The following is a 23,376-nucleotide window of genomic DNA, read 5'->3' as shown; positions in this document are numbered from 1 at the left end:
TCCCTGCGGGGCGACGCGAAGAACGAGCCCTCGCGTCCTCGAGATCGTCGCCCTGTGCGGTCGCTCGGGCGGCCGGGAGGTCGACGCCGTCTTCGTCGTCCTTGCCAGCGAGGCGTGCCCCCTTTAGATTCCGGACCCTTTTCTTGGAGCCTTGAGATGAGCTTTCCGCGCGCATGGATCAACGAGATCGGCCAGTACGAGGGGCAGGACGTCGAGCTGCGGGGTTGGCTCGACAATCGCCGCTCCTCCGGAAAGCTCCACTTCCTCCAGGTCCGCGACGGCACCGGCGTGATCCAGTGCGTCATGTTCAAGGGCGACGTTTCCGAGGCCCTCTTCCAGGAGGCCGACCACCTGCCCCAGGAATCGGCGATCAAGGTCCGCGGCAGCGTGCGCGCGGACGCCCGCTCGCCCCTCGGCTTCGAGCTCTCGGTGAAGGATCTCGAGGTCGTCTCCCGCGCGGAGCCGGACTTCCCGATCGGCCGCAAGGAGCACGGCGTCGCCTTCCTCATGGAGAAGCGGCACCTCTGGCTGCGCTCCAGCCGGCAGCGTGTGGTGATGGCCGTGCGCCACACCATCATCAAGGCGATCCGCGACTACTTCGACGGGCACGGCTTCCGCCTCACGGACGCGCCGATCTTCACGCCCGCGGCGTGCGAGGGCACCTCCACGCTCTTCGAGGTCCCCTACTTCGAGATGGGCAAGGCCTACCTCACCCAGAGCGGCCAGCTCTACGGCGAGGCCGCCGCGATGGCCTACGGCAAGGTCTACACCTTCGGCCCGACCTTCCGCGCCGAGAAGTCCAAGACCCGCCGGCACCTCACCGAGTTCTGGATGGTGGAGCCCGAGGTCGCCTTCATGGACCTCGACGAGGACATGGATCTCGCCGAGGACTTCCTCTGCTTCATCGCGCAGCGGGTCCTCGAGAACCACGCCAAGGAGCTGGCGAGCATCCTCGAGCGCGACGTTTCGAAGCTCGAGACGGTGAAGAAGCCCTTCCCGCGGATCACCTACGACGAGGCGGTGAAGGTCCTCCAGGCGGCCGGAAACCCGATCAAGTGGGGCGACGACTTCGGCGGCGACGAGGAGACGATCCTCTGCTCGCAGTACGACCGGCCGGTGATGGTCCACCGCTACCCGGCCGACCTCAAGGCCTTCTACTTCAAGCACGATCCGACGAACCCGAAGCTCGCCCTCGGCGTGGACGTCCTGGCGCCCGAGGGCTACGGCGAGATCATCGGCGGCGGCCAGCGCGAGGAGAGCTTCGACACCCTCGTGGCGCGGATCGAGGCGCACCAGCTCCCGCGCGAAGCCTTCGAGTGGTACCTCGACCTGCGCCGCTGGGGCTCCGTGCCCCACTCCGGCTTCGGCCTTGGGGTCGAGCGGACGGTGGCCTGGATGTGCGGGCTGCACCACGTCCGCGAGACCATCCCCTTCCCGCGGATGATGGAGCGCCTCACGCCGTAAGCGTCGGGAAAACCGTCGACCAGGCAGGAATCCATGGCGCGGCTCCCGCGGTTTGCCCCCGTGGATTCCTCCGCGCGACGACGCTTTTTCGTTCGTCGCGCGTCCGACCTCGCGAGAGTTCTTCGTTCCCATGTCGGTCGACGGCGCCATCCATCCGAACCCCGCGATCGACTGGGCCGGCAGACCGCTGCCAGCGCTGACGCGCCTGGCGTGGCCCACGGCCATCTCGATGCTGTCGTACAGCGCGATGACGCTGGTCGACACGATCTTCGTGGGCCGGCTCGGCCCCGCCGCCATCGCGGGGGTGGGCTTCGGCGGCGTGGCCTCCTTCGCGCTGATGTGCTTCCCCCTGGGCCTGGTGCGCTCGGCGAAGATCCTCGTCTCCCACGAAGCGGGCGCCGGCAGACCCGGCTCGTCCGCGCCCATCCTCGGATCGGGCCTGGTGCTCTCGGCCCTCCTCGGGCTCCTGCTGCTCGGCGCGGCCTTCGGCATCTCGCCCTTGATCGCCGGCATGGGCGGCGGGGGCGAGGCGGGCCACCACGCGACCACCTACTTCGACATCCGGCTCTGGTTTGCGCCTTTCGTCCTCGCCTACAACGCGCTGCGTGAAGTCCGCTTCGGCACCGGCGACGCGCGCTCGCCCATGGTCGCGGCCCTTGCCGCGAACGCGCTCAACATCGGCCTCAACTACTGGCTGATCTTCGGCCTCCAGCTCGGCGTTTCGGGCTCGGCCTGGGCCACCAACATCGCCTGCGTCCTCGAGGGCGGAATTCTCGCCTGGGCCCAGCGCGGCGACGGCCTGCGCTTCGACCGGATGGGCCACTGGCTCCGGAGCCTCGCCCGCCTCGGGATCCCCACCGGGCTCCAGTTCGTCCTCGAGGTGGGCTCCTTCACGCTCCTGGCGGGCCTGATCTCCTCGATGGGCGAGGTTCAGATGGCGGCCCACCAGATCGCGGTGCAGGTCCTCCAGTTCTCGTTCCTTCCTGCGATCGCCATCGGGGAGGCCGCGTCCGTGATGTCCGGCCAAGCGGTTGGCGCCGGCCGACTGGACCTCGTCCCCTCGGTGGCGAAGCGGGCGATGCAGATCACGCTGGTCTACACGCTCGTGTGTGGCGCGGTCTTCCTCCTCGGCGGCCGCTCCATCGTCTCCGGCTTCACGGACGATCCCACGCTCGCCTCGGTCGCGGTTCACCTCCTCTTCCTGGGCGCGTTCTTCCAGGTGGCCGACGGCGCGAACATCGTCGCCCGCCTCGTGCTCCGGGGCACCGGCGACGTGCGCTTCGCCGCGATCTTCGGGATCGTGATCGCTTGGGCCTGCACCCCGCCGCTCACGTGGCTCCTCGGGCACCAGCTGGGCATGGGCGCGTTCGGCGGCTGGCTCGGCCTCGCCATGGAGATCCTCGCGGGCGCCTGCGTCTTCTGGCTGCGGCTGAAGCGGGGCGGCTGGAGGCCCATCGCCGAGGAGCTGCGCCGCAAGGGCGCCGAGCCGGATCCTGCCCCAGCGCCCCTCGCCGCCTGACGGGCTCGGCGAACCGTGCTACGCGCGGGGATGGAAGCGGTCGTAGAGTCCGCGCAGGCGCCGCGAGTCCACGTGGGTGTAGATCTGCGTGGTCGAGACGTCGGCATGGCCCAGCATCTGCTGGACGGCGCGAAGGTCCGCGCCTCCCTCGAGGAGGTGGGTCGCGAAGCTGTGGCGCAGCTTGTGGGGCGAGATCGGCCGGTCGATCCCGGCGATCAGCGCGTAGTACCGAAGCTTCCGCCAGAACACCTGGCGTGAGAGGCGCTTTCCGCTCCGGCTCACGAAGAGGAAGAGCGAGTCCCGTCCACCGAGGAGCTCCGCGCGACGGCCGTCGAGCCAGTGCTCCACCGAGATTCGTGCGATCTGCCCAACCGGAACGATCCGCTCCTTGGAGCCCTTACCCTTCGCGATGAGATAGCCGGCCGAGAGGTTCAGGTCGTTCAGCCGCAGCCCGCAGAGCTCCGAGACGCGAAGGCCTGTCGCGTAGAGCAGCTCGATCATCGCCTTGTCGCGGGCGCCGAGGACGCGCGTGGGCTCTGGCGCCGACAGGAGCGCCTCGACCTCCGGCACGCTCAGGTAGACCGGCAGCTTCCGCCCGGGCTTGGGACGCTCGATCGCGCGTGCCGGATCCTTCGTCGTGATCCGATCCGCCAGCAGGAAGCGATGGAGCATGCGGATCGACGCCAGGTGGCGAGCCTGCGAAGTGCCGGAGAGCCCGCGCTCCGTGAGCTTCGCCAGGTGGGCCTCGATGTGCGTCGGCTCGATCGAGTCGGCGGATGCGATCCCCGCTCGGTGCAGATCGTCGAAGTAGTCGCGGAGGTCCTCGCCGTACGCGTCCACCGTCTTGGGGCTCAGACCGCGCTCCACCCGGATGTAGCCGAGGAACAGGTCGAGCAGCGGGTCGAGGGGACCGAAGACCGGGACGCGGGTGCGAGGACGAGCCACGGGCTCATCCTAGACCCTCGACCGGCCACACCGCGGGCTTGTCATGTGGGAAATCCCGGAGGCTCCTCGGACGACCTCCCCACGCGCGATCGGTCCATGGATCCGGCAGGCTGCCTGCCAACGGTGCTACCGAGCCCGAGGCGCCCCCCGCGCACCACGCCTGACGGCCTGATCGGAAGGGCCCCATAACTTAAAGTGCCAACCACTACACTCACAGTTGACTACCGGAGAGAATGCCGATACCGTGCCCTTCGCTCATCACAGGCATGTCTCGCAAACCTCACCTCAGGAGTTCCGCTCCATGCGAATACCATGTTATGCCTTACCTCCTATTCTTTCTCTCATAATCGGATGCGGCGGGCAGTCGGACCGAAGCGCCGTTGATGACGAGGGCTACCGCTCGTCCGCTCTCGAGGCCGCGACGCCAGGCGAAATGCTCGACTCTTCCTCTCCGGTCAGACTCGACTCCGCTTTGACTGGAGAAAAGGGTTCCTGGGCCGAAAGCCCATTCCTCGATGAGAAACAGAAGTACGTCCTCGCGAGGCTAGAGGAGCAGTCCGCCGCGCCCCTGATCGTCGAGATCGACGAGGAACACCGCGTAGTGACGTCGATTGGCCTTCGGGTGCCGATCCAGCCGAAAGATCCCTCCTCGATCGACAAGAGCGTATTCGTTTTCACGCAGGGTATTTCAACTCTCTGGCGAATCGATCCCGGACTGATCAGCATTACGCCAAAGCCGTCACCTGTGAAGCCCGATCCTCCCCCGGGGCCCAAAGAGCCCGATTGCACCATAGTGAACGTCGGCGCGCACGACGCGTCCGGGAGGCAAGTCGTCGGAACGGGTGTCTCCGTCCGTGTTCAAGGGGGCTTGGTTACCTCCATCGTCGGCAATATGTGGGACCCTGGTGCGCGGGCGATTGCTCCCGAGCGAATTAGCGCGAGCGAAGCCGTCGCGATCCTCCAGGAGCTTGTTGGCCCAGATGCCTTGGGACCTGGGGCCGAAAACAGTGCGCAGGAGGTTGTGTTCGACCCTCGAGTTTTCGACGATGACGGCGATCCTTCTCAGGCGTGGGCCTTCTCATCGTACGCAGAGGATGGCCCTCTGGACCAGTATTACGTGGTCGACGCAAAGAGCAGGTCCGTCGTCGTGCGCGCCTCGTTCATTTCACGACCCTGGTCCATCGAGGGCTGCGTAATCGCCAGTGGCGAGACGCCGTCCGGCCTGCCACGGGTCTCCCTCAACCCCAATACTGGAACGCCGGCGCTGATGAGCTTCCGGAAAATGGGAGGCGCTCGTACGACCGGCGCCAAGCCGATCGAGCGGGCCTACGATCTGATGCTCCAGCCTGGCATGATCGAGGCTTACGGCTCCAAGAATCCGTGGCGCCATCTCCAGAATCCGGACGTTTACACAGACGAATCGGGAATGAGCCACGTGCACTTCGACGAGTACTACGGCGGCATCCCAGTCGCGGGGGCAGGACTCACCGTCGGAATCCGTCCGAACGGAAACGCCGAGTACGTGGCCGGGACGTTCGTTTTCGATCCCCAGATCGAGGTGAAGCCAAAAGTCTCTTCCGATAACGCAGTCCAAGCGGCGACCGAGCGATTCCTCAAGGAAACCTGCGACACCATTGAGGATGCCAACGATCGAGCCGCCTGTGAGAAAGACTTGTACATTGAACTCCTTCAAAACCCTCCAGCGACCCGGCTCGTCGTCTTCTCCACCGAAGTCTTCCACCACACCGAAGAATCCATCGCTCGCGGGCCCTACCTCGCCTGGGAGGTATTGTTCCCTGATGTGAAGTTCTTCGTGGACGCCGACGAGGTCAAAATCCTTTACACCGAGTCGACATCCAGAGCCGCCTGGTACCAATCGACGATCCGAAACGTCGATTCCGGCAATGTCTACTGGAAGAACGACGTACCGGTTTACACGGACAACCAGCAGGACCCCTTGTGGTTGTGGCTTTTCGCAGGAGAGATCGAGGCGGCCATCAACCTTCAAACCTGGAAGGAGCACGTCAACAAAGAACAGCTTCGCCTGCTCGGAACGCAGGGTCCGTGGGGTCTCGAAGACCCGCTCCCTAACCCGGAACAGGACCCTAGGAGCCTCGAGATTCATTTCGGCACCTACCACTGGTACGGGCACGTATTCCCATCCTTCGACTATGAAGCGGCCACCACCAACGGTGGGAACAAGACCACCATCCAGCTCGGACGCGGAATGATGTGTCCCGACGTCTTCGCCCACGAGTACACCCATGGGTTCAATTACCACTCGGGACTCATGAACAACTACGGTTACGAGGCAGGTGCCATTGACGAATCTATCGCGGATTTCGCCTCCCAGACCTGGTACCCGAACGACGATGGCGGCTGGGAGTTCGGGAGGGGTTGCGCCAGGATCGGCGACGGCGGCCTCCGAGACCTGGGAAATCCCGGACGGGCCCCATATTATATGCCTGAGCACACGGGAGCAATGGATGCGAAATGCACCTACTTTTCCCTGCTCGGCATCCCGCTCATCCAGGATGAGGACTGCGCCCATTTTTGGGCTGGTGTTCCCAACAAGGCGGCGGTTTACATGGCGGACGGGATCCCTTGGCGCAATCAAAAGCCCTTCGGCCGATCGACGACTGCAGGCCTGCTCTTGGCGACCGTCAAGAGCAGGAGGCTCGCGAACGCGACGCGCTTCGTAGACCTCAAGGAGAACGTGTACCAGCAGTGTAAGGAGTTCGTCGCCTCCCGTTCGGATAAGTACGGTAAGACGTGGACGCAGGACGATTGCACGCTGGTCGATGTAGCGTATGGCGACGTCGGGATCGAGTCCGCCACCTTTTACGGATACTACGCCCAGAAGAACTCGGCGCTTTTCGGCAGCAAGCAGGACGTGAAATTCCGGGAGGACGACACGCTCTTCCGGGGCTGCACTCTCACGAACCAAACGTTGGTCATGGAGACACGGCGGGGGGGAGACAAATGGTCGACATGGGCCGACGGGATGGAGGTGTCTCTGGCGAATGGAGAAGCCGGCGCTCGTGTGACGTACCGGGCGTCCCTCACGGACCTCACCAAACGCGAGGTCCATGTGCATCGGTGGTCGGAGTGGAACCACTGGAACGTGGTGTGGGTCACCGAAGATTTCCCGCCAGGCTTCGCTCGCGAAGACTGCGTCGCGCCCGACGGGTTCCATCTCGTCGTCGCCTACAGCACGGCGAAGGTCAACGAGTGGCCTGCGTTCTTCGACGGACACTCGGGCAACAGGAGAATTAACTGGGACGTCACCCTACCTGCCGGCTGTCAGCGTCATCTGGCCCTGGGAATTCACTACCACGACACGGTTCCCCTGGGTACTCTGAAAACCGAGGGCCACAAAGGCCACGGATACTCGGTGTCCAGTAGGGACCAGGAGGATAAGCAATCGCTCGGAGCTACCCTTCATTGGTGGCATGATGGGCTCAGCCAGATTCACGCTCGAGTCGCCTACAGGCTCTTCGAACAAGACGGCCGCTCGCCGTCTTGCTTGAACGAGTTGAGCGCCGCACTCCAACCTTACCCCTGACAATAGTTGCCCCGAGCGCCCAACTAGGGCGCTCGAGGCCGCTTTCTCAACCCCAGCGGGCGTGTGCATTGACATGCGCCGTCCGCCCTAACGCCCGAGCGGTCTGTTATCAAAGAGGGAAAGCAAATGGTTCGGCCCTTGTCCCTGACCCTTTTCTGCTTTGTTGCGCTAGCCTGTGGAGAACCCCCGGGTCTCCGAGCTCTTGGTGAGTCATCCGATCTTCACGCAGAGCTTCGAATAGACACCACCCAGTATGGAACTGGGAATTTTTGGTCTCTTCAACTCACAATCAACACCGGCTTCCATCCTGAGAGAGGATGCTCTCTGGGACCCGACCTCTCGGCAAGCATCAACGGATATCCGTTAGAGATCATTTCTCGCGGAGCGCACGGAGATGGCCGGTGCACGCCGGCAATCCTCGCTCTTTTCACCTCCGATCCAGTCAAACGGCTGCCTCCAGGTGCAAGAGAGCCTCCTGGTATTCAGTGGGATTCAATCACGATTCGCGATTCCTCGCTCGAAGTGGGCTTCGACGTCCGGGAGGTGCTCGTTATGAGATCCTGGAGCTACCCCTCCTTTCCGTCTGAGGTTCGAGCGGGGCAGAACTTGAGGATTTCGCTCTCGGGTCCAGACGACTTGGTCGGCGTGCCGATTCAAATCGGATTTGGCAAGCAGAAACAACCGAGTTACCTGCTCGCCGATGAAAGCAGCATCAACCTGGAGGCAGGTGCCTACGGCACACAGGCAGTTCACTTCACCGTTCCCGACTTGCTTCCACTCGAATTGGTTGGCTACTTCTCGGTCGGGATCCCTGCGATCCCACTTGGCATCGAAAACTGCACGAACGCAGTTTGCACCGCCAACGCGTCGTACACCTTCGAGGACGACAGACGACGTAAGGTCGTACCCTAGGTTCCACCTATCTCAGGGATCAGAACGCCCTTTTGACGGCCGCCGCAGTCGGCTGATAGAACGAAACCGGCTTCTGCGATTTCTCTCCGCCTCACGGAGCATCCATGCGATTCCATCTTGCTCTACTGGCCGTCTGGATGACCCTCAATGGGTGTGGCTCCACCTCTGGGCGATCTTTAAACGAGGCCGATCGGATTCGGCTGGAAGTTCAACACATGAACGACCAGGTTGGAAAGCGGGGTGGCTCCAGGATTTACGTGAGCGTGGATCCCGGCTTCAAACCGGCTGACGGATGCGCCCTCGGAGGCGATTTCGAAGCCACGATCGACGGCAAGCGGTTCGAGGTTCAGTCTCGGGGGAGAGTCGGCCCCGACGGATGTGAGCCCGCGTGGCTGGTCGTCTCGGAGACGAAGAGGGCCCCGCCGGAAGACAGGATTCCTCCCGGTTTCCATTGGAACCGGGTTCGAGTTCGGGACTCCTCGCTCGAGGCCTCCCTCGAAGTGCGGGAGCTCGATTCGTTTCGGGAATGGGATTCGCCCAGTGAACCCTCGCTCGTCCGGTTCGGCCAGGAGGTCGAGCTCACCATGCAGCCGCATGGAGACGACCTGGAGGGAGTTCCAATGCAGGTCTGCTTCATGCCGTCCGACGAACTCTGTCAGGGCGTTGCGGACGATGGAGGGATCGAAGTGGTATCAGGCGACTACGGTACTTCGGCGATACGATTCAGGGCGCCAGAATCGCTACCTGCTAACAGGGCGGGGACGTTCCATTTCAGAAGCGGAGCGGCTCCCATGACCATTCGGAACTGCAAGAACGCCGAGTGCTCGGGCAACATCTGGTTTCACTATGAAGACGGCTACGACGGCTTCAGGGAGTTCGTCGACTAGCGGTTCGTGGCAGCTGAAACTGGAAACGCGCATTTCAGCTGAAGCCGGCGGAGTGCAGGCTCCTCAGATCAAGCCCTCGACGGGACCCTTCCCTTCTCGCAGGACCTCGACTCGATCTTCGAGGAGCGAGAGCACCGTGGACGGCTCGGTGACCTGGTAGCCACCGTCGATGATCAGCTCGAGGCCGTGGCCGAGGTGCGCCTTGATCTCGCGGGGGTCGTCGAGGGACTCGTCGCCGAAAGTGGCGGAGGTGGTCAGGAGGGGCTGGCCCAGGCGCTCGACGAGGGCCATGGGGATCGCGGCCTGGGGGACCCGGATGCCGACGGTCTTCTGCTTCGTCATTGCGATCTCGGGGGTGAGGCGCGTCGCGGGGAGGATGAAAGTGTAGGGGCCTGGCACCAGGCGTTTCATCACCCGGTAGGCGAACTTGTCGACGTTGGCGTAGCGGGAGATGTCCGAGAGGTCGGCGCAGAGGAAGGAGAGCGGCTTGCCCTTGGGCCGCGCCTTGAGCTGGTAGAGCTTCTCGATCGCCTTCTTGTTCGAGAGGTCGCAACCGATGGCGTAGTAGGTGTCGGTCGGGTAGGCGATGACGCCGCCGGCCTCGAGGGCGGCGACGGCGCGCTCGATCAGCCGGGGCTGCGGGTGCTCGGGATCGATGGAGAGGATGGGTGCGTCGGCCATGATCGGCCCAAGCTAACGGGAAGAGGCCGCCCCGACAATGGGAGCGGCTCGGAATCGGCCCTTCGCAGGGAGTGAACGAGTCCTTCCCGCTACTCGGCCCTCCCCTTCTTGCCTTCCTCGATCAGCTCGCGGACGCGCTGGCCGCCCTTCTGGCCGATCTCCGAATAGAACCCCGGCCCCTTGCGGCTCGCGACCGTCTGGCCGCCCTTCCGGCCGATCTCCTCGTAGAAGGCATGGCCACGCTCGCGCGCCACGGTCTGGCCGCCCTTGCGGCCGATCTCCTCGTAGAAGGCGTGCCCGCGCGAGCGGGCGACCGTGCGGCCTCCCTTCCTGCCTGCCTCCTGCACGGTCATGCCGCCCTTCCTCTCCTCCGCCATGGGATCGACCTCCTGGGCTCCGGCCCCCTCCGAACGGAGGGCGCGTCCCCCAAAGAGGTTGGAGATCCAGGCGCCGCCGGGGAAGGGCCCGCTACTGCAGGTCGAGTGAAATCGAAACCTCCTCCAAGTCGGGCCGGACGAACGAAGCCCGCCGATCGATCCCGATCGGCGGGCTCCGATTCCCAGCCCGGAGGTTCGTGGGCGACGCGCGGGCTACTTCTCGGGTTCGCCCTTGGGCTCGGCCTTGCTGGCCGATCGCTTCCCCTCCTCGATCAGCTCGCGGACCTTCTGGCCGCCCTTCCGGCCAATCTCCTCGTAGAAGGGCATGCCGCGCTCGGCCTTGACGGTCTCGCCGCCCTTCTTGCCGATCTCTTCGTAGAAAGAGGCGCCGCGCTCGGCCTTGACGGTCTCGCCGCCCTTCCTGCCGATCTCCTCGTAGAACTCCCGGCCGCGCTCGCGGGCGACGGTCTCGCCGCCCTTGCGCCCGATCTCCTCATAGAAGGCGCGGCCCCGCTCACGCTTGACCCGCTCGCCTCCCTTTCGGCCGGCTTCCGCAACGCTCATCGCGCCCTTGCTGCCCTTCTTCTCCTCGGCCATCCCCTACCTCCTGCGAACGTGCTGGCGCTCTACGCTTCGATCCGTCCTCGAGCCCTACCTCCCTCCGGTGCGACGCGAAGTGGTGGTCTTGCGCGCGGCAGGCTTGCGCTCCTTGGCCGCCTTCCGCACGGCGCCCTCCGCCCGCGCCTCGAGCTCCTTGGCGCGCTCGATCAGCTCGCGGACGCGCTGGCCGCCCTTCTTGCCGATCTCGCTGTAGAACTTGGGGCCGCGCTCGCGCAGGACGGTCTGCCCGCCCTTGCGGCCGCCGATGAGGCCGCCCTTCCTGCCTGCCTCCCGGACGGTCATGCCCCCGCTCGGCGCCTCCTTCTCCTTCACCTCCCTGGCGCTCCTGGCGCTGGGCTTGGCTGCGCGGGCCCCGGCGGCGGCGCGGCCCTTCGCCGGCGCCTTGGCGGCGGGAGCCTTCGTCCGAGACGGGGCCTTGGCCCTGGTCGTCCTCGCAGCGGTCTTGGCGGGCGCCTTCGCCCGTGGCTTCCGCGCCGTCGTGGCCTTCTTCGCAGTGGTCTTCTTCGTGGTCCTCGTCCTCGTCGCCATCTCTCCCTAGCCTCCTTCCACGAAAGCCGCCCGTCGCAGGGCTCGCTGCGACACACGGCGTGCCGCATGCGCGGCGATTGCTCCAGCCATGTCGCGCCCCGTGGCGCGCTCAATCCCCTCCCAGCCCGGGCTCCCGTTTACTTCGATCACCGTGGGACCGTCGGGACCCAGGGCCAGATCCACTCCGGCCCATTCGAGGCCGAGCGCGCGAGCGGCGCGAACGGCCACCTCCTCGAGGCGCGCGGAGAGCTCGATGGCCCGTCCGTCGGCCCCGACCGCGACGTTGGTGCGGAACTCGCCGATCGGCGCGATCCGCTCCATCGCGGCCTCGATCCTCCCGTCGACCACGAAGGCCCGGATGTCGCTGCCGCCGTGGTCGACCCACGCCTGGAGGAAGACGGCCCCTTGCTCCTGGAGGAGCCCGGCGGCCCGGCGCATGCCGTCCGGGCCTTCGTCGAGGAGCTCGACCCCCTCGCCCAGCGATCCCCACTGGGGCTTGGCCACCGCCCGGCCGAGGGTCGCGAGCACGCGCTCGAGATCGGCCTCGCGCTGGACCACCGCGACCGGCGGGGTGGGAACGCCGGCCTCGCCGAGGATCCGGCTCGAGCGGAGCTTGTCCTGGGCGGAGAGGAGGGGTTCGAGTCCGTTGATGAGCAGCGCCCCAACCCGCTCCAGGGTCCGGTAGGCCTCGAGCTGGACGTCGGCGTCGCCGTTCCGGCCGATCCCGCGGAGGAGGAGGAAGGCGTCGAAGGTCCAGGAGTCCTCGCCCGCGGCGCAGACCGCGGTCCGCCCGTCGACGACCGACACCGAGAGCGTGGCCGGGTCCACCGGAACCGCCGTCCCGTGGCGCCGGCAGGCCTCGAGCAGCGAGCGCGAGCTGGCGTCCTCGTGTTCGAAAGCGGTGACGACCCCGAAGCGGATCACCCTGCCCCCATGGAAGCCGTGCCGCCCCTGGGCATGTGCAGCTTCCGACCTACACCTTCCGCACTCGGCGCCCGGCCGTGCAAGCGGACCACAGGCCCCTGCGAGGGGGATGCCTGTGGCGGCTGCGTGATCAGCGAGGTCGTTCATCCCGAGCTGTCCCGGGGAGAACATAGCGAGCGCACGCAGCTTGGGAAGCCCTGGACCGGAACGGGTCCCGCTGGCCGCGGGCGAAGCCGGAGGCGGAGCAAACGTAGAGCGCGTTCGCGCGAAGCGCGGCTGAAGAAGTCGGGCCCGCTTCGGCGGGACCGATTTCTTCATACGCTCGGAGAGGAACGGCGCGAACCGCCTCGCGGCCTCCGTCGGCGACGTGTGGGAGGAGCGGCGGATGCGCCTAACGCCCGGCGTCGGCCGCGCTCCTGAGCAAGGTCTCGAGCTCGGCGATACGGACACCGCCTTGCAGCTTCCGCCCCTCCGCGTCGCAGACGTAGAAGGAGTCGATGGCGCGGTTGCCCTCGGTGGCGATGCGGGCCACCGCGATGGTGAGCGACGCGGTGCGCAGCGCCGAGGTCAGGGCGTGGAGCAGCCCACGGCGGTCGGCGGCGAAGACGTCCACCACCGTGAAACGGCGCGAGGATCGGTCGTCGACCTTCACCTTCGTCGGCACCGCGGGAACGTGGCGCGGCGGAAGCCCTGACGGCTCGAGGGCCTTGCGAACCAGGTCGTCGCCCGAGAGCTCGCCCCCGAGCACCCGCACGAGATCCCGACGCGCCCGGCGCCAGCGGCTCCGCTCCACCTTGCCCCCGCCGGGCCCTCGGACGACGAAGACGTCCAGGGCCTTGCCGTCGGAGGTCGAGAAGACGTCGGCGCTGAGGATGTCGAGCCGATGCGCGGTGAAAACGCCCGCGATCGACGCCAGCAGCCCGGGCCGATCCGCTGCTGCGAGGGTGACGGTGGTGTGCTGATCGGTGTCGCGGACGGCGGTGGCCAGGCCACGGTGGGCCGCGAGCTCGAGAACGCGCATGGAGCGGAGCGCGTCGGCAGGGTCCGCGAAGGCGAAATAGCGCCTCGGCATCCGCGCGAGGAAGGCGTCCGCGCGAGCGGCGTCGATGTCCCGGGCCAGCAGCGCCTCGCGCTGGGCGGACGCGCGTCCTGCGTCCACGGCCTTTCCCTGGAGCGCGGCGGCGGTCTTCTGGTGGAGCTCGGTGAGGAGGCGGCCCTTCCAGCTCGTCCAGGTGCCGGGCCCGACGCTGAACGTGTCCACGAAGGTGAGCACGTAGAGCATGTCGAGACGGTCGCGCCCGCCCATCCGGCCGGCGAAGTCCGCGATCAGCTCGGGGTCCGAGAGATCGCGCCGCTGCGAGACGTGGCTCATGGCGAGGTGCTCGCGAACGAGGAACTCGGCGTCGTCCGCCTCGGCGGGCGAGACCCCGACCCTCGCGCAGAACCGGCGCACGAGCTCCGCGCCCTTCTCGCTGTGGCTCCCGCCCATGCCCTTGCCCGCGTCGTGGAAGAGCACGCCGAGCGAGAGCGCGAGGGGCCGCTGGATCTCCCGGGCGGCGAGGGAGAGCTCGGGCTCCTCGTCGAGGAGCTCACCCGCCCGAAGCCGCGCAAGCTTCTGCATGGCGAACACGGTGTGAACATCGACCGTGTACACATGGTAGAGGTCGTGCTGGTGCTTGGCCGTGACCCTGCCGAACTCCGGCACGAGCGCGCCGAGGACCCCTTCCCGGTGCATCTGCCGCAGCCACTCGCCGGTCCCGAGCTTGGCGAGGGCCTCCTTGAGGGCCTTGCACACGGCGGGGTCGGTCCGGATCGCGTCGTCGATCCGCGCCGCCTCGTCCCGGATCCGGTCGCGGGCGAAGCCGTAGATGTCCACGCCGAGCTTCTCACTCGTGGTGAACAAACGCACGAAGAGGGAAGGATCCCGGGCGAGGGCGTCGGGGTCGTCGAAGGTGAGCTTTCCCTTCCAGACCTTCAGGCCCGGCCCCGCCATCCACTCGGTCGGCGCGGCGGGCGCGGCGCTCGCAGGGGCGCAGCGCTCGGCGAGCTCGTCCGCCAGGCGCCGGATCGCGGAAGCGGCCAGGTAGTAGTCCCGCATGAACTGCTCGACCGCGAGGCCCTCCGGCTCCTTGGTGCGATAGCCCAGCGCGGTGGCAACCTGCTCCTGCCAGTGGAAGGTGAGGTGATCCTCCTTGCGCCCCGCCAGGTAGTGGAGCTGGTTCCGGACCCGCCAGAGGAAGTCCCGGGCCTCCTTGAGGCGCTCGACCTCGAGCTGGGGCATCACACCGAGTGAGAGGAGGTCCGAGAGCCCTCCCGCCTTGAAGCGGGCGCGGGCCATCCAGAGGGCCGCCTGGAGATCGCGCAGGGCGCCAGGCGATTGCTTGACGTTGGGCTCGAGGAGGTGGACCGAGCCGCCGAAGCGCTCGCGGCGCCGCCTCAGCTCGGCGGTCTTCGCTACCACGAGCGCGTCGACCTGCCCCGGCGGCAGGTCCCGGAGCACCCTGCCCTCGAAGCGGGCGTAGGTCCCGGGATCGCCCGCGAGGCGACGGCAGTCGAGGAGCGCCGTACGCACGGTGTGATCGGCGGCCGCCGCCTCGACGCACTCGTCCGGGGTACGGACCGAGGCGCCGACCTCGAGGCGCGCGTCCCAGAGGATGCGGAAGAGCGGCTCGGCCACCTGCTGCACGACGGGCTCGGGCAGGCCGTCGTGCACGAGGAGAAGGTCCACGTCCGAGTAGGGTGCGAGCTCCATCCGGCCGAAGCCGCCGACCGCGGCCAGCGCCATGCCCTCGGGCGAGCCTGCCTCGCGATGGAGCTCCTCGAAGAGCCCGGCGATCGCCTTGGAGAGGAGCCGCGAGGTGGCCCGGACGATCTCCCGCCCCTTGGCGCCGGCCTCGTGCCGCTCGCGCAGCTCGCCTCTCATCGCCTCCACGTAGGCGCGGAAGGCTTCGGCGCGGGACGCGGGGTCGGCGAGGTCGGGTAGGCCGATCGAGAGGGACGGAGTCATCCGGCCATTCTGCCCGAGGGGCGACCGGTTAGAACACCCCGGTCTGGCTGCCGGTGTCGCCGCGGGCGATCGCCTCGCGCTCGTCGATGAAGCGCCGGACGCCGTCGGCGAGGCTCCTGGCGAGCTCCTCCTGGTAGGCGTCGGAGCGCAGGCGCTTCGCCTCGTCGGGATTGGAGAGGAAGCCGGTCTCCACGAGGATCGCCGGCATCTTCGCGCCGACGAGGACGAAGAAGAGCGCCTGCTTCACGCCGAGGTCACGGATGGTCGAGGCGCCGTACTTGTTGCGCAGGCGCGACGTCATCCGGTCCTGGCTCAGGCGGGCGAGGCGGACCGAGTCGTCGGTGTTCGCCTTGGTCGCGAGGTCGGCCAGGATCAGCTCGAGATCGCCGATCCGCCGCGACGAGGTCGCGTTCTCGCGGGCGGCGAGGCGCATCGCGTAGCGGTCGGAATTCAGGTTCAGCGTGTACGTCTCGATCCCGGTGGCCTTCTTGTTCGCAGCGGCGTTCACGTGGATCGAGATGAAGAGATCCGCGTGCTTGTCGTTCGCGAAGCGGGTCCGCTCCTCGAGAGAGAGGAAGACGTCGCGATCCCGCGTGAGCAGGACCTCGAGGCCGAGGGTCGAGAGGTGGGTCTTCAGCTTCTTGGCGATCGCGAGCGTGAGGTCCTTCTCGTGGGTGCCGTCGCGGGCGATGGCCCCCGTGTCCTTGCCGCCGTGGCCGGCGTCGATCACGACCCGCTTCACCTTCAGCCCCGCCGCCAGCGAGAGCGTGATCTCGCCACCGACCGCGTCCTGGAGCGCCTGCATCCGGGCGGGATCCAGGCCCTTCGACGCGGCCTGGTCCTTGGCGAGGTCCACCTCCAGGGCGATGTCCTCAGGCCTCTTGGCGTCGGCGCCGCGGGAGTCGAGGGACGCCAGGATGTCCGCCGCAGACGGGAGCTTCGCGCCGGGGACGTCGGCGGCGGGCTCGGCGGACGGCTCCGAGCGCGTCGACGGTGCCGCATTCGACGGGAGGTCGGAGGCCTGCGCGGTCGCCGTGGACGCCTGTGCAGAGGCAGGCGCGGAGACCTTTGCAGGCGCCTGGGCGGACGCCGATGCGGACGTCGGCGCTCGGGAAGCGGTAGAGATCGCGGGGGCCGCAGCGGCCACGGCCGTGCCCTTTCGGGCAGGCCCGAGGTCGGCGAGGAGCTCGCGGGCCTTGGGCGCCATGTCGCCCTTGGGGTAGCGCGCGAGGAGCTGCTCCAGGTCCTTGCGGGCTGCGGCCGGAGCCGAATCCCGACCGAGCGAGGCGGCGTGATAGAGCGCGTCGTCCGCCAGGCTCGAGCTCGAGCAGCGGTTGGCCATGTCGCGGAACCGGCGGATCGCCTCGTCCCGGTCGTCGTCTCGGGACGAGATACGGGAGAGCTCCTGGTGGGCGCGGGCGCCGTTGAACCACGCCTCGCACTGCTTCTGCCCGCGCGGAAGGGCCTTGGCGCTCCGATCCAGCCCCGAGATCACGGGCGTCCAGTGGTGCCGGAACCGGTTGCGCTTGTTGTCCCGGACGAGCTCGAGGAACGAGGAACGCGCCTCCTGGTAGGTCGCTTCGGGATTCGGGGCCGCGTGAGCGGCCTCGACCCGCATCGAGGCGGCGGCGAGCAGGAGGGCGATGGCGAGGCCGAGCTGGCGCATGGTGAGCTCCACAGGCTCACACCGAACCACACGCCCCTCGACCAGGCAAAGTTTCGGCCGGATCCACCCTGTGCAAAACGGGTGGCCTCGCCCGGCGCCGGAGTGCCCCCCCCGAGCCGGAGGCGAGCAGACGAAAAGGAGCGCCCTCGCGCACGCGGAGCCGAAGGCGGAGCAACGGAACGGCGCGATCGCGCGAAGCGCGAGCTGAAGAAAGCGGGCCCGCTTCGGCGGGGCCGATTTCTTCACACGCTCCGAAAGAGCTACCCCGCCCGGGCCTTGAGCTCAGCGAGGATCGCCAACGCGTCCCTCGGCGTGATTCCGTCGGGGTCGAGGGAGCGCAGCTTCTCGAGGATGCCCGCGACCTCGGCCGGGATCTGGGGCCTCGGAGGCGGCTCGAAGAGGCCGAGCTGGTTGGCGGGAGGGTTCTTTCGCCCGCGGCCCTTGCCCGCGAAGACCGCCCTGCCCTCCGGATCGAGCTCATTCTTCTCGAGGTTCTGGAGGATCTCGCGGGCCCGGGCCAGGACCTCCGAGGGGATCCCGGCGAGGCGGGCCACCTCGATGCCGTAGGAGCGGGACGCGCCGCCGGCCACGAGCTTGCGGAGGAAGATCACCCTGCCCTCCTGCTCGGTGACCGCGATGGTGGCGTTCTGCACCCGCTCCCGCTCCCGGGCCAGCTCCACCAGCTCGTGGTAGTGGGTCGCGAAGAGGGTCCGGGCGCCCACCCGGTCGTGCAGGTGCTCCGCCACGGCCCAGGCGATCGAGAGTCCGTCGAAGGTGGAGGTGCCGCGGCCGATCTCGTCGAGGACGACCAGGGAGCGCGCGGTCGCGCCGTGGAGGATCGCGGCGGTCTCGACCATCTCCACCATGAAGGTCGACTGCCCCCTGGCGAGATCGTCCGAGGCGCCGACCCGGCAGAAGATCCGATCCACCAGCCCCACCCGGGCCCGGGACGCGGGAACGAAGGAGCCCGCCTGCGCCAGGAGCGCGATCAGCGCGGTCTGCCGCAGCACCGTGCTCTTGCCCGCCATGTTCGGGCCCGTGATCACCACGACCTGGTTCCGGCTGCGATCGAGGAGGACGTCGTTGGGGACGAAGGCCTCGCCGCCCGAGAGCGCGCGCTCCACCACCGGATGGCGGCCCTCGACGATCTCGAGAACGTCGCCTTCGTCGACCTCGGGCCGAACGTAGCCGAGCTCCGCCGCGACCCGCGCGAGCGAGAGCAGCGCGTCGCCGACCGCGATCGCGCCAGCCGCCGCCTTGATCGCCGCCGCGCGCTCGAGGATCCGGCCGCGCAGCTCCTCGAAGAGCTTGCTCTCGCGCTCGATGCGGCGCTCCTCGGCGGTGAGGACCTTCTCCTCGTAGCCCTGCAGCTCCTCGGTCGTGAAGCGCTCTGAGTTCACCGTGGTCTGCTTGCGGGCGTAGTGCGCGGGCACCAGGTGGAGGTTCGCCTTGGTGATCTCGAGGAAGTAGCCGAAGACCCGGTTGTAGCGGACCTTCAGCGACCCGATGCCGGTCTGCTCGCGCTCACGGGCCTCCAGGCGCGCGAGGAACTCCTTTCCGCTCGCCGAGAGGTCGAGGAGCTCGTCGAGCTCGGCGTCCCATCCCTTCCGGAACATGCCCCCTTCCCGCGTCGTCGCGGGGAGGTCCTCTTCGAGGGCGCGGTCCAGATCGGCGGCGAGGTCGTCCAGCCCCTCCAGGGCCGGCCCGAGGTCAGCCAGGAGCTCCGAGCGGCAGTCGGCGAGCAGCTTGCGCAGCGCGGGAAGCCGCGAGAGCGAGCTGCCCATGAGCCTGCAGTCCCGGGCGGTGCCCGCGCCGAGGGAGAGCCGGCCCAGGAGGCGCTCGAGATCCCCGACCTCCCGAAGGGTCCCGGAGAGCTCGCCGCGGAGGACCCCCCTCGTCGAGAGCTCCTCCACCGAGTCGTGGCGCCGGCCGATCTCCCGGAGGTCCAGGAGCGGATAGCCGATCCACCGGGCCAGGGTGCGCCCGCCCATGGCGGTGGCCGTGCGGTCCAGGAGGCCGAGGAGCGAGCCCTTCGTCCGGCCGCCCTGAATCGTCCGGGTGAGCTCGAGGTTCGACCGCGTCGCCTCGTCGAGGACCAGGTGGCCCTCGGGGTAGTAGACCTGGATCCGATCGATGTGCGAGGCGGACGAGGCCCGCTGGGTCTGCGAGAGGTACGCCAGGGCGGCGCCGGCGGCCTGAGTCGCCCCAGGGAGGCCGCCGAGGCCGAAGCCTTCCAGCGCGGCCGTGCCGAGCTGCCGGCGGAGCCCCTCCTCCGCCCGGCGCGGATCGAAGACCGTCGGATCCTCGAGCTCCTGGGCGAGGGCCGACGGACAAGAGGCGCGCACCGCGTCGAGGAGGCCGCTCTTCGCAGGGAGGATCACCTCTCGGGGACCGGCCCTGCCGAGCTCCTCCACGAGGATCCGCCGGTCCGAGACCTGGGCCGCCCGGAACTCACCCGTCGAGGCGTCGAGGAGCGCGAGCCCGAAGCCGGAGGCGTGAGGCACGACCGCCGCGAGGAAGTGGTCCGCCCGGGCCTCGAGGATCTCGTCGTCGAGGACCATGCCCGGCGTGACCACTCGGGTGATCTCCCTCGTGAACATCGCCTTGCTGCCGCTGCCCTGAACCTCGACCTGATCGCAGATCGCCACCTTGTGGCCCTGGGCGATCATCTTGGCGACGTAGCCCCGGGCGGCGTGGTGGGGGAAGCCGCACATCGGCACGCGCTCCTCCCCTGCCTTCGAGCGCGACGTGAGCGCGATCCCGAGGACCTCTGAGGCGGCGATCGCGTCCTCGTAGAACATCTCGTAGAAGTCGCCGAGGCGGAAGAAGAGGACCGCGTCCGGCACCTGCGCCTTCTTCTCGAGGTACTGCCGCATCATCGGCGTCGCCGATTCGAACACCCCGGGGGAGCTGCTGACCAGCATCGTGCTCATCGCGCGCACCTTATCCGATTCGCGCTGTGCTCGACGGAGAGCCTTGCACGTTCCCGAGGCGGACGGGCGCGATCAGTGGAAGCCGGACCAGCGGGTTCCGTCTGGGGTGAAGCTGCAGCCGGAGCCCGTCAGCCGAACGCTGCCGACCACCTCGAACTGCTTGACCTCCGTGAACTCGACGACCGCCGATTGCATCAAAGAACCGCCACAATAGACGTTGGTGGTCACGCTGACCGGTGCGGGCCTGTTGCTCCGGTTGTGAACCCCGATGGCGTAGGCGTGGTCTGCGCTCGGAGCCATGAGGAAGATGGTCTCCGGACCCGTACCCTCGATTACGTCCACATTGAGGAAGGGGGACATGTTGTGGCCGTCGTCCCAAAGGGGGCTCGGGCGGTTGCCGTTTGTGCAATTGGCAAAGTAGCAATCGGAGGAAGGGTTGAACCAGCTCGTCGGATCCTGCCGGTCGCCAAGGCCCTCGTTCAGGAGGTGAAGATCGATGTCTCCGGCGACGTCCCAGAAGGTCTCGACCGTGAGGGAATCCATCGGCCTCGCCGTGAGCTCGTGCTCGCAGGAGCCCGAGTTCCCGAGTGCGTCCGTGACAACGAGCTCGAAGCGATAAACCCCGACCAGATCCGGCGAGAAGGACGGCGTGCATCCGGTCCCGGCCCGCGCGGCCGAGCCCATTGGGGCGGTGATCACCAGCCACCTGCACGTGGTCGCGCTATCGATCGAACTGTAGGCGTCGCCTGCGAGGACGGTCCAGGTGTTCACCACGATCGATTCAGGTGCCGCGGGGCAAATCGCGGTCGGCAGTGAGCAGAGCGCGCCACAATCCTCTTCCGCCCCCGATCCCACAAGCCGGACGCTCACGGGCTGGCAGCTTTCACAAGGACGCAGCAATAGCGAGGCCGCATGATCGCCCCGGCTCGAAGGCGTGAACGAGACGTCGATCGTTCGCGCCTCTCCTGCGGCGAGCTCCACCACCCGGCTTCCGCTTCCGAAGGATTCGGTCCCTCCCTCGATCGAAACGTCGAAGGTGATCGCCATGTCCGCTGTGCTCGACAGCGAGAGGGGAAGGATCCGGGTCTCGCCCACGGGGACGATGCCGAAGTCGAGCGCCTCGGCCACCTCCATGACCCTCTGGATACCCTCGCCGCGGACGTCGATCCCGAGCTCCGCTCGATCGGTACCGTCATCTACCGAGAACGTGACGACGCCGTCGAAGCGGGCCTCAAGAGCCGGGAAGAAGGCGATCTCCGCCTCGAAACGCGAGCCGGGCTCGAGGTTCAGGCTCGAGGGCCGCACCTCGTAGCCGGCAGGGACTCCTGTGACCGTCACCTCCGCCGGCACGCTGGTCAGATTGGAGAAGGCAACGACCTTCCGGTGAGTGTCAACATAGTTGTCGCCTCCCCGGTCATGCGGCCGCGGTCCTCTCTGGCGTGAGCCTTACGTGCTGAATGCGAGACCAGTTTCTCGTAGAACCGCTCCAGCGTTCGGGCCATCGCTCGCGCGCAGCCGCATAGACGCCAGCACGCTTCTCGAGAATCGCGAGGTCCTGTCCGGCATGGCGCTGCGCGGGAGTCACAAACCGGATTCCACTGTGGAGGTGCGTCGCGTTGTACCAAGCGACGAAACTCTCGACCCAGGCACGTGCCACGGCGAGCGAGGCGAACGGCCTCGACGGGAAGTCAGGCCGATACTTCATCGTGCGGAAGTGCGCCTCCGCGAACGCGTTGTCGTTGCTCACCCGGGGGCGGCTGAACGACGGGACGACGCCGAGCACCTGAAGCGTGGCCTGCAAGGTCGAGCCTTTCATCGCCGCGCCGTTGTCGGCGTGGAACACCATGCCGTTCGGATTGACGTCCAAACGCCGGCAGGCCTCGACGAAGAGCTCCTTCGCAAGCTCCTCGGACTCGACGTCGTGCACGGCCCAGCCAACTACCTTCCGACTCCAGAGATCGAGGATCGTGTAGAGGCGAAAGAACATGCCGCGAATCGGTCCCCGCAGATACGTGATGTCCCAAACCCAGACCTGGTTCGGCCCGGTGGCGACATGCTCAGGCCGCTTGCGACGCATCGGAGGCCGCGACGCCTGCCGGTGCTTCAGAAGCTTTTCCCTGCGGAGCAAGCGGTAGATCGTCGCCTCGGAAGCGACGTAGATGCCTTCATCCGCAAGGAGCGGAACGATCTGCGCGGGCGACAAATCCCGGAACTTGGGCGAGGTTACGAGCGCGAGAATCCTCTGCTGCTCGGCCTCGCTGAGCTTGTTTCGCGGCGCCGTCAGCGGCCCACATCGGAGATCGTCCTCGGCTCCTGCGCGCCATCGCTGCACCGACCGAGCGCTCAAGCCAATCTCCTCGCAGGCTCTCTCGAATCTTGCGCCGCTGACGACAGCCTCGTCGAGGAGCTCGAGGATCATCTTCCGCTCTTCCCGTCTGTGTCGTCGTCCTCGTCCCCCCAGATCTCCTGCACTTTTTTTTTGAGGACGAGGAGCGCGGCGGTCTCCGCGAGCGCCTTCTCCTTACGCCTGAGCTCGCGCTCGAGCTCGCGAACCCGCTTCGCATCAGGCCCAACAGAACGACGCGCTGCTGCGCTCCCAAGGCTAGCGACGGCAGTTGCGCGCCACTCATCGAGCTGGGCTTTGTGCAGTCCCTTCTGGCGGAGGTACGAGCCGAGCTCGTCATCACTCAAGCTCGCTGTCTCGATCAGGACCTGCAGCTTTTCCTCGCTGGTCCACTGGCGGGTGCTCTTGTCGTCGCGGTCGTCCATCTTGACGCCGAGCCTACCCGCATCCAGCAGCCAACGGGAGAGCGTCGCCTGGGCAATCCCGGACTGCCTTGCAAGCGCAGTCGCCGACATCGCGTGCGGCCCCGTAAGCTTCTCCACCATCTTCGCCTTGAACCCCTCGGAGTACTGAGTCCGACCCATCTCCAACCTGCTCTTCGCCCCCTACTTGATCGACCTACGCTGTCACGACGAGGCGACAACTACGCTGACACAGGGGGCTTCGTGCCCCGGGTTCCTACGAGTACCCGCCCGAAGTCCAAATCGTCCCGATCGACGACCACAGACCCTGGATCGTCCATGGTGAGCGTTTGGGAGCATGCGCCCAGAAATACGAGCAGCATCAGCCAAGAAAAGGTCGGTCGCAATTGTGGCCTCCTCCGAAGGTTCCGTTCGCTCCACCCATGTCCGGATGATGCCCGCCGGGATCACTTGGCCGCGAAGCGGCTCCCGCCCCAGGCCAAGAACAGGCTCCGGGTACGCCCGGCGCCGATTCGGACAAAGAATCGGCGCCGAGTATCGCCCGGCGCCGAGTGGTTCTTCGAACTGTTTGGGCGCTGCCC

16 protein-coding genes are annotated in these 23,376 nt (G+C 67.3%); 5 read left to right on the top strand and 11 right to left on the bottom strand.

Annotated elements, in window-relative coordinates; translation table 11 throughout:
- Positions 1–156: 156 nt before the first annotated feature.
- Positions 157–1,464, top strand: a complete 1,308-nt coding sequence (gene asnS, locus AKJ08_RS04795) for an asparagine--tRNA ligase (RefSeq protein WP_050725024.1) — start codon at positions 157–159, stop codon at positions 1,462–1,464.
- 130 nt (positions 1,465–1,594) lie between these two features.
- Entirely contained in the window at positions 1,595–2,983 is a 1,389-nt protein-coding gene (locus AKJ08_RS04790) for an MATE family efflux transporter (RefSeq protein ID WP_157370478.1), read from the top strand.
- Positions 2,984–3,001: 18 nt separating this feature from the next.
- Here AKJ08_RS04790 and xerD read toward each other — a convergent pair whose 3' ends face one another.
- Entirely contained in the window at positions 3,002–3,928 is a 927-nt protein-coding gene (gene xerD / locus AKJ08_RS04785; protein WP_050725022.1) for a site-specific tyrosine recombinase XerD, read from the bottom strand.
- Positions 3,929–4,361: 433 nt separating this feature from the next.
- On the opposite strand from xerD, the gene AKJ08_RS04780 reads away from it, so the two are divergent.
- The 3 genes from AKJ08_RS04780 (at position 4,362) to AKJ08_RS04770 (ending at position 9,292) form a co-directional block, all read left to right on the top strand.
- Positions 4,362–7,493 (top strand): M4 family metallopeptidase, encoded by a 3,132-nt coding sequence (locus tag AKJ08_RS04780; RefSeq protein ID WP_050725021.1) that lies wholly within the window; start codon positions 4,362–4,364, stop codon positions 7,491–7,493.
- Between the two features lie 138 nt (positions 7,494–7,631).
- Positions 7,632–8,405, top strand: coding sequence for a hypothetical protein (locus AKJ08_RS19075; RefSeq protein ID WP_157370477.1), 774 nt, complete (start codon positions 7,632–7,634; stop codon positions 8,403–8,405).
- A gap of 215 nt (positions 8,406–8,620) precedes the next feature.
- The gene (locus tag AKJ08_RS04770) at positions 8,621–9,292 is read left to right on the top strand and encodes a hypothetical protein (protein ID WP_050725019.1); all 672 of its coding nucleotides are present in this window, start codon (positions 8,621–8,623) and stop codon (positions 9,290–9,292) included.
- 63 nt (positions 9,293–9,355) lie between these two features.
- Here the strand turns inward: AKJ08_RS04770 and AKJ08_RS04765 are convergent, their stop codons facing one another.
- The 10 genes from AKJ08_RS04765 to AKJ08_RS04715 all read right to left on the bottom strand — a co-directional run bounded on the left by AKJ08_RS04765 (position 9,356) and on the right by AKJ08_RS04715 (position 22,957).
- Positions 9,356–9,973, bottom strand: a complete 618-nt coding sequence (locus AKJ08_RS04765; protein WP_050725018.1) for an L-threonylcarbamoyladenylate synthase — start codon at positions 9,971–9,973, stop codon at positions 9,356–9,358.
- An 89-nt stretch (positions 9,974–10,062) separates the two neighbouring features.
- Complete coding sequence (locus AKJ08_RS04760) at positions 10,063–10,350, bottom strand: general stress protein B (RefSeq protein WP_050725017.1); 288 nt, start codon at positions 10,348–10,350, stop codon at positions 10,063–10,065.
- Between the two features lie 213 nt (positions 10,351–10,563).
- Positions 10,564–10,947 carry a general stress protein B gene (locus tag AKJ08_RS04755; protein WP_050725016.1) on the bottom strand — a complete coding sequence of 128 codons (384 nt, stop codon included), beginning with the start codon at positions 10,945–10,947 and terminating at the stop codon, positions 10,564–10,566.
- A gap of 54 nt (positions 10,948–11,001) precedes the next feature.
- Positions 11,002–11,499: a hypothetical protein gene (locus AKJ08_RS20090; protein WP_157370476.1), complete on the bottom strand. Its 498-nt coding sequence runs from the start codon at positions 11,497–11,499 to the stop codon at positions 11,002–11,004.
- A 6-nt stretch (positions 11,500–11,505) separates the two neighbouring features.
- Complete coding sequence (locus AKJ08_RS04740) at positions 11,506–12,423, bottom strand: ATP-grasp domain-containing protein (RefSeq protein ID WP_050725013.1); 918 nt, start codon at positions 12,421–12,423, stop codon at positions 11,506–11,508.
- Positions 12,424–12,814: 391 nt separating this feature from the next.
- Positions 12,815–15,430, bottom strand: a complete 2,616-nt coding sequence (gene glnD, locus AKJ08_RS04735) for a [protein-PII] uridylyltransferase (protein ID WP_050725012.1) — start codon at positions 15,428–15,430, stop codon at positions 12,815–12,817.
- A 28-nt stretch (positions 15,431–15,458) separates the two neighbouring features.
- Positions 15,459–17,096, bottom strand: a complete 1,638-nt coding sequence (locus AKJ08_RS04730) for an N-acetylmuramoyl-L-alanine amidase (RefSeq protein ID WP_157370475.1) — start codon at positions 17,094–17,096, stop codon at positions 15,459–15,461.
- Positions 17,097–17,356: 260 nt separating this feature from the next.
- Positions 17,357–20,020, bottom strand: coding sequence for a DNA mismatch repair protein MutS (mutS, locus tag AKJ08_RS04725; RefSeq protein ID WP_050727431.1), 2,664 nt, complete (start codon positions 20,018–20,020; stop codon positions 17,357–17,359).
- 81 nt (positions 20,021–20,101) lie between these two features.
- Entirely contained in the window at positions 20,102–21,367 is a 1,266-nt protein-coding gene (locus AKJ08_RS04720; RefSeq protein WP_157370473.1) for a hypothetical protein, read from the bottom strand.
- Between the two features lie 76 nt (positions 21,368–21,443).
- Positions 21,444–22,957, bottom strand: a protein-coding gene (locus AKJ08_RS04715; protein ID WP_157370472.1) for an IS3 family transposase whose coding sequence is annotated in 2 segments (ribosomal slippage) — positions 21,444–22,495 and positions 22,495–22,957 — 1,515 coding nt in all. Because the reading frame shifts where the segments join, the coding sequence is not laid out codon by codon here.
- Between the last annotated feature and the right edge of the window lie 419 nt (positions 22,958–23,376).

It is taken from the genome of Vulgatibacter incomptus, from assembly GCF_001263175.1.
GTDB lineage: Bacteria > Myxococcota > Myxococcia > Myxococcales > Vulgatibacteraceae > Vulgatibacter > Vulgatibacter incomptus.
The sequence above is the reverse complement of the archived record's forward strand: the minus strand, read 5'-3'. Positions and strand labels throughout refer to the sequence as shown.

Coding starts and splice junctions, on each gene's coding strand:
- asnS (WP_050725024.1), top strand. CDS start 157: ATGAGCTTTCCGCGCGCATGGATCAACGAGATCGGCCAGTACGAGGGG.
- AKJ08_RS04790 (WP_157370478.1), top strand. CDS start 1,595: ATGTCGGTCGACGGCGCCATCCATCCGAACCCCGCGATCGACTGGGCC.
- AKJ08_RS04780 (WP_050725021.1), top strand. CDS start 4,362: ATGCTCGACTCTTCCTCTCCGGTCAGACTCGACTCCGCTTTGACTGGA.
- AKJ08_RS04770 (WP_050725019.1), top strand. CDS start 8,621: ATGAACGACCAGGTTGGAAAGCGGGGTGGCTCCAGGATTTACGTGAGC.
- AKJ08_RS04765 (WP_050725018.1), bottom strand. CDS start 9,973: ATGGCCGACGCACCCATCCTCTCCATCGATCCCGAGCACCCGCAGCCC.
- AKJ08_RS04760 (WP_050725017.1), bottom strand. CDS start 10,350: ATGGCGGAGGAGAGGAAGGGCGGCATGACCGTGCAGGAGGCAGGCAGG.
- AKJ08_RS04755 (WP_050725016.1), bottom strand. CDS start 10,947: ATGGCCGAGGAGAAGAAGGGCAGCAAGGGCGCGATGAGCGTTGCGGAA.
- AKJ08_RS20090 (WP_157370476.1), bottom strand. CDS start 11,499: ATGGCGACGAGGACGAGGACCACGAAGAAGACCACTGCGAAGAAGGCC.
- glnD (WP_050725012.1), bottom strand. CDS start 15,430: ATGACTCCGTCCCTCTCGATCGGCCTACCCGACCTCGCCGACCCCGCG.
- AKJ08_RS04730 (WP_157370475.1), bottom strand. CDS start 17,096: ATGCGCCAGCTCGGCCTCGCCATCGCCCTCCTGCTCGCCGCCGCCTCG.
- mutS (WP_050727431.1), bottom strand. CDS start 20,020: ATGCTGGTCAGCAGCTCCCCCGGGGTGTTCGAATCGGCGACGCCGATG.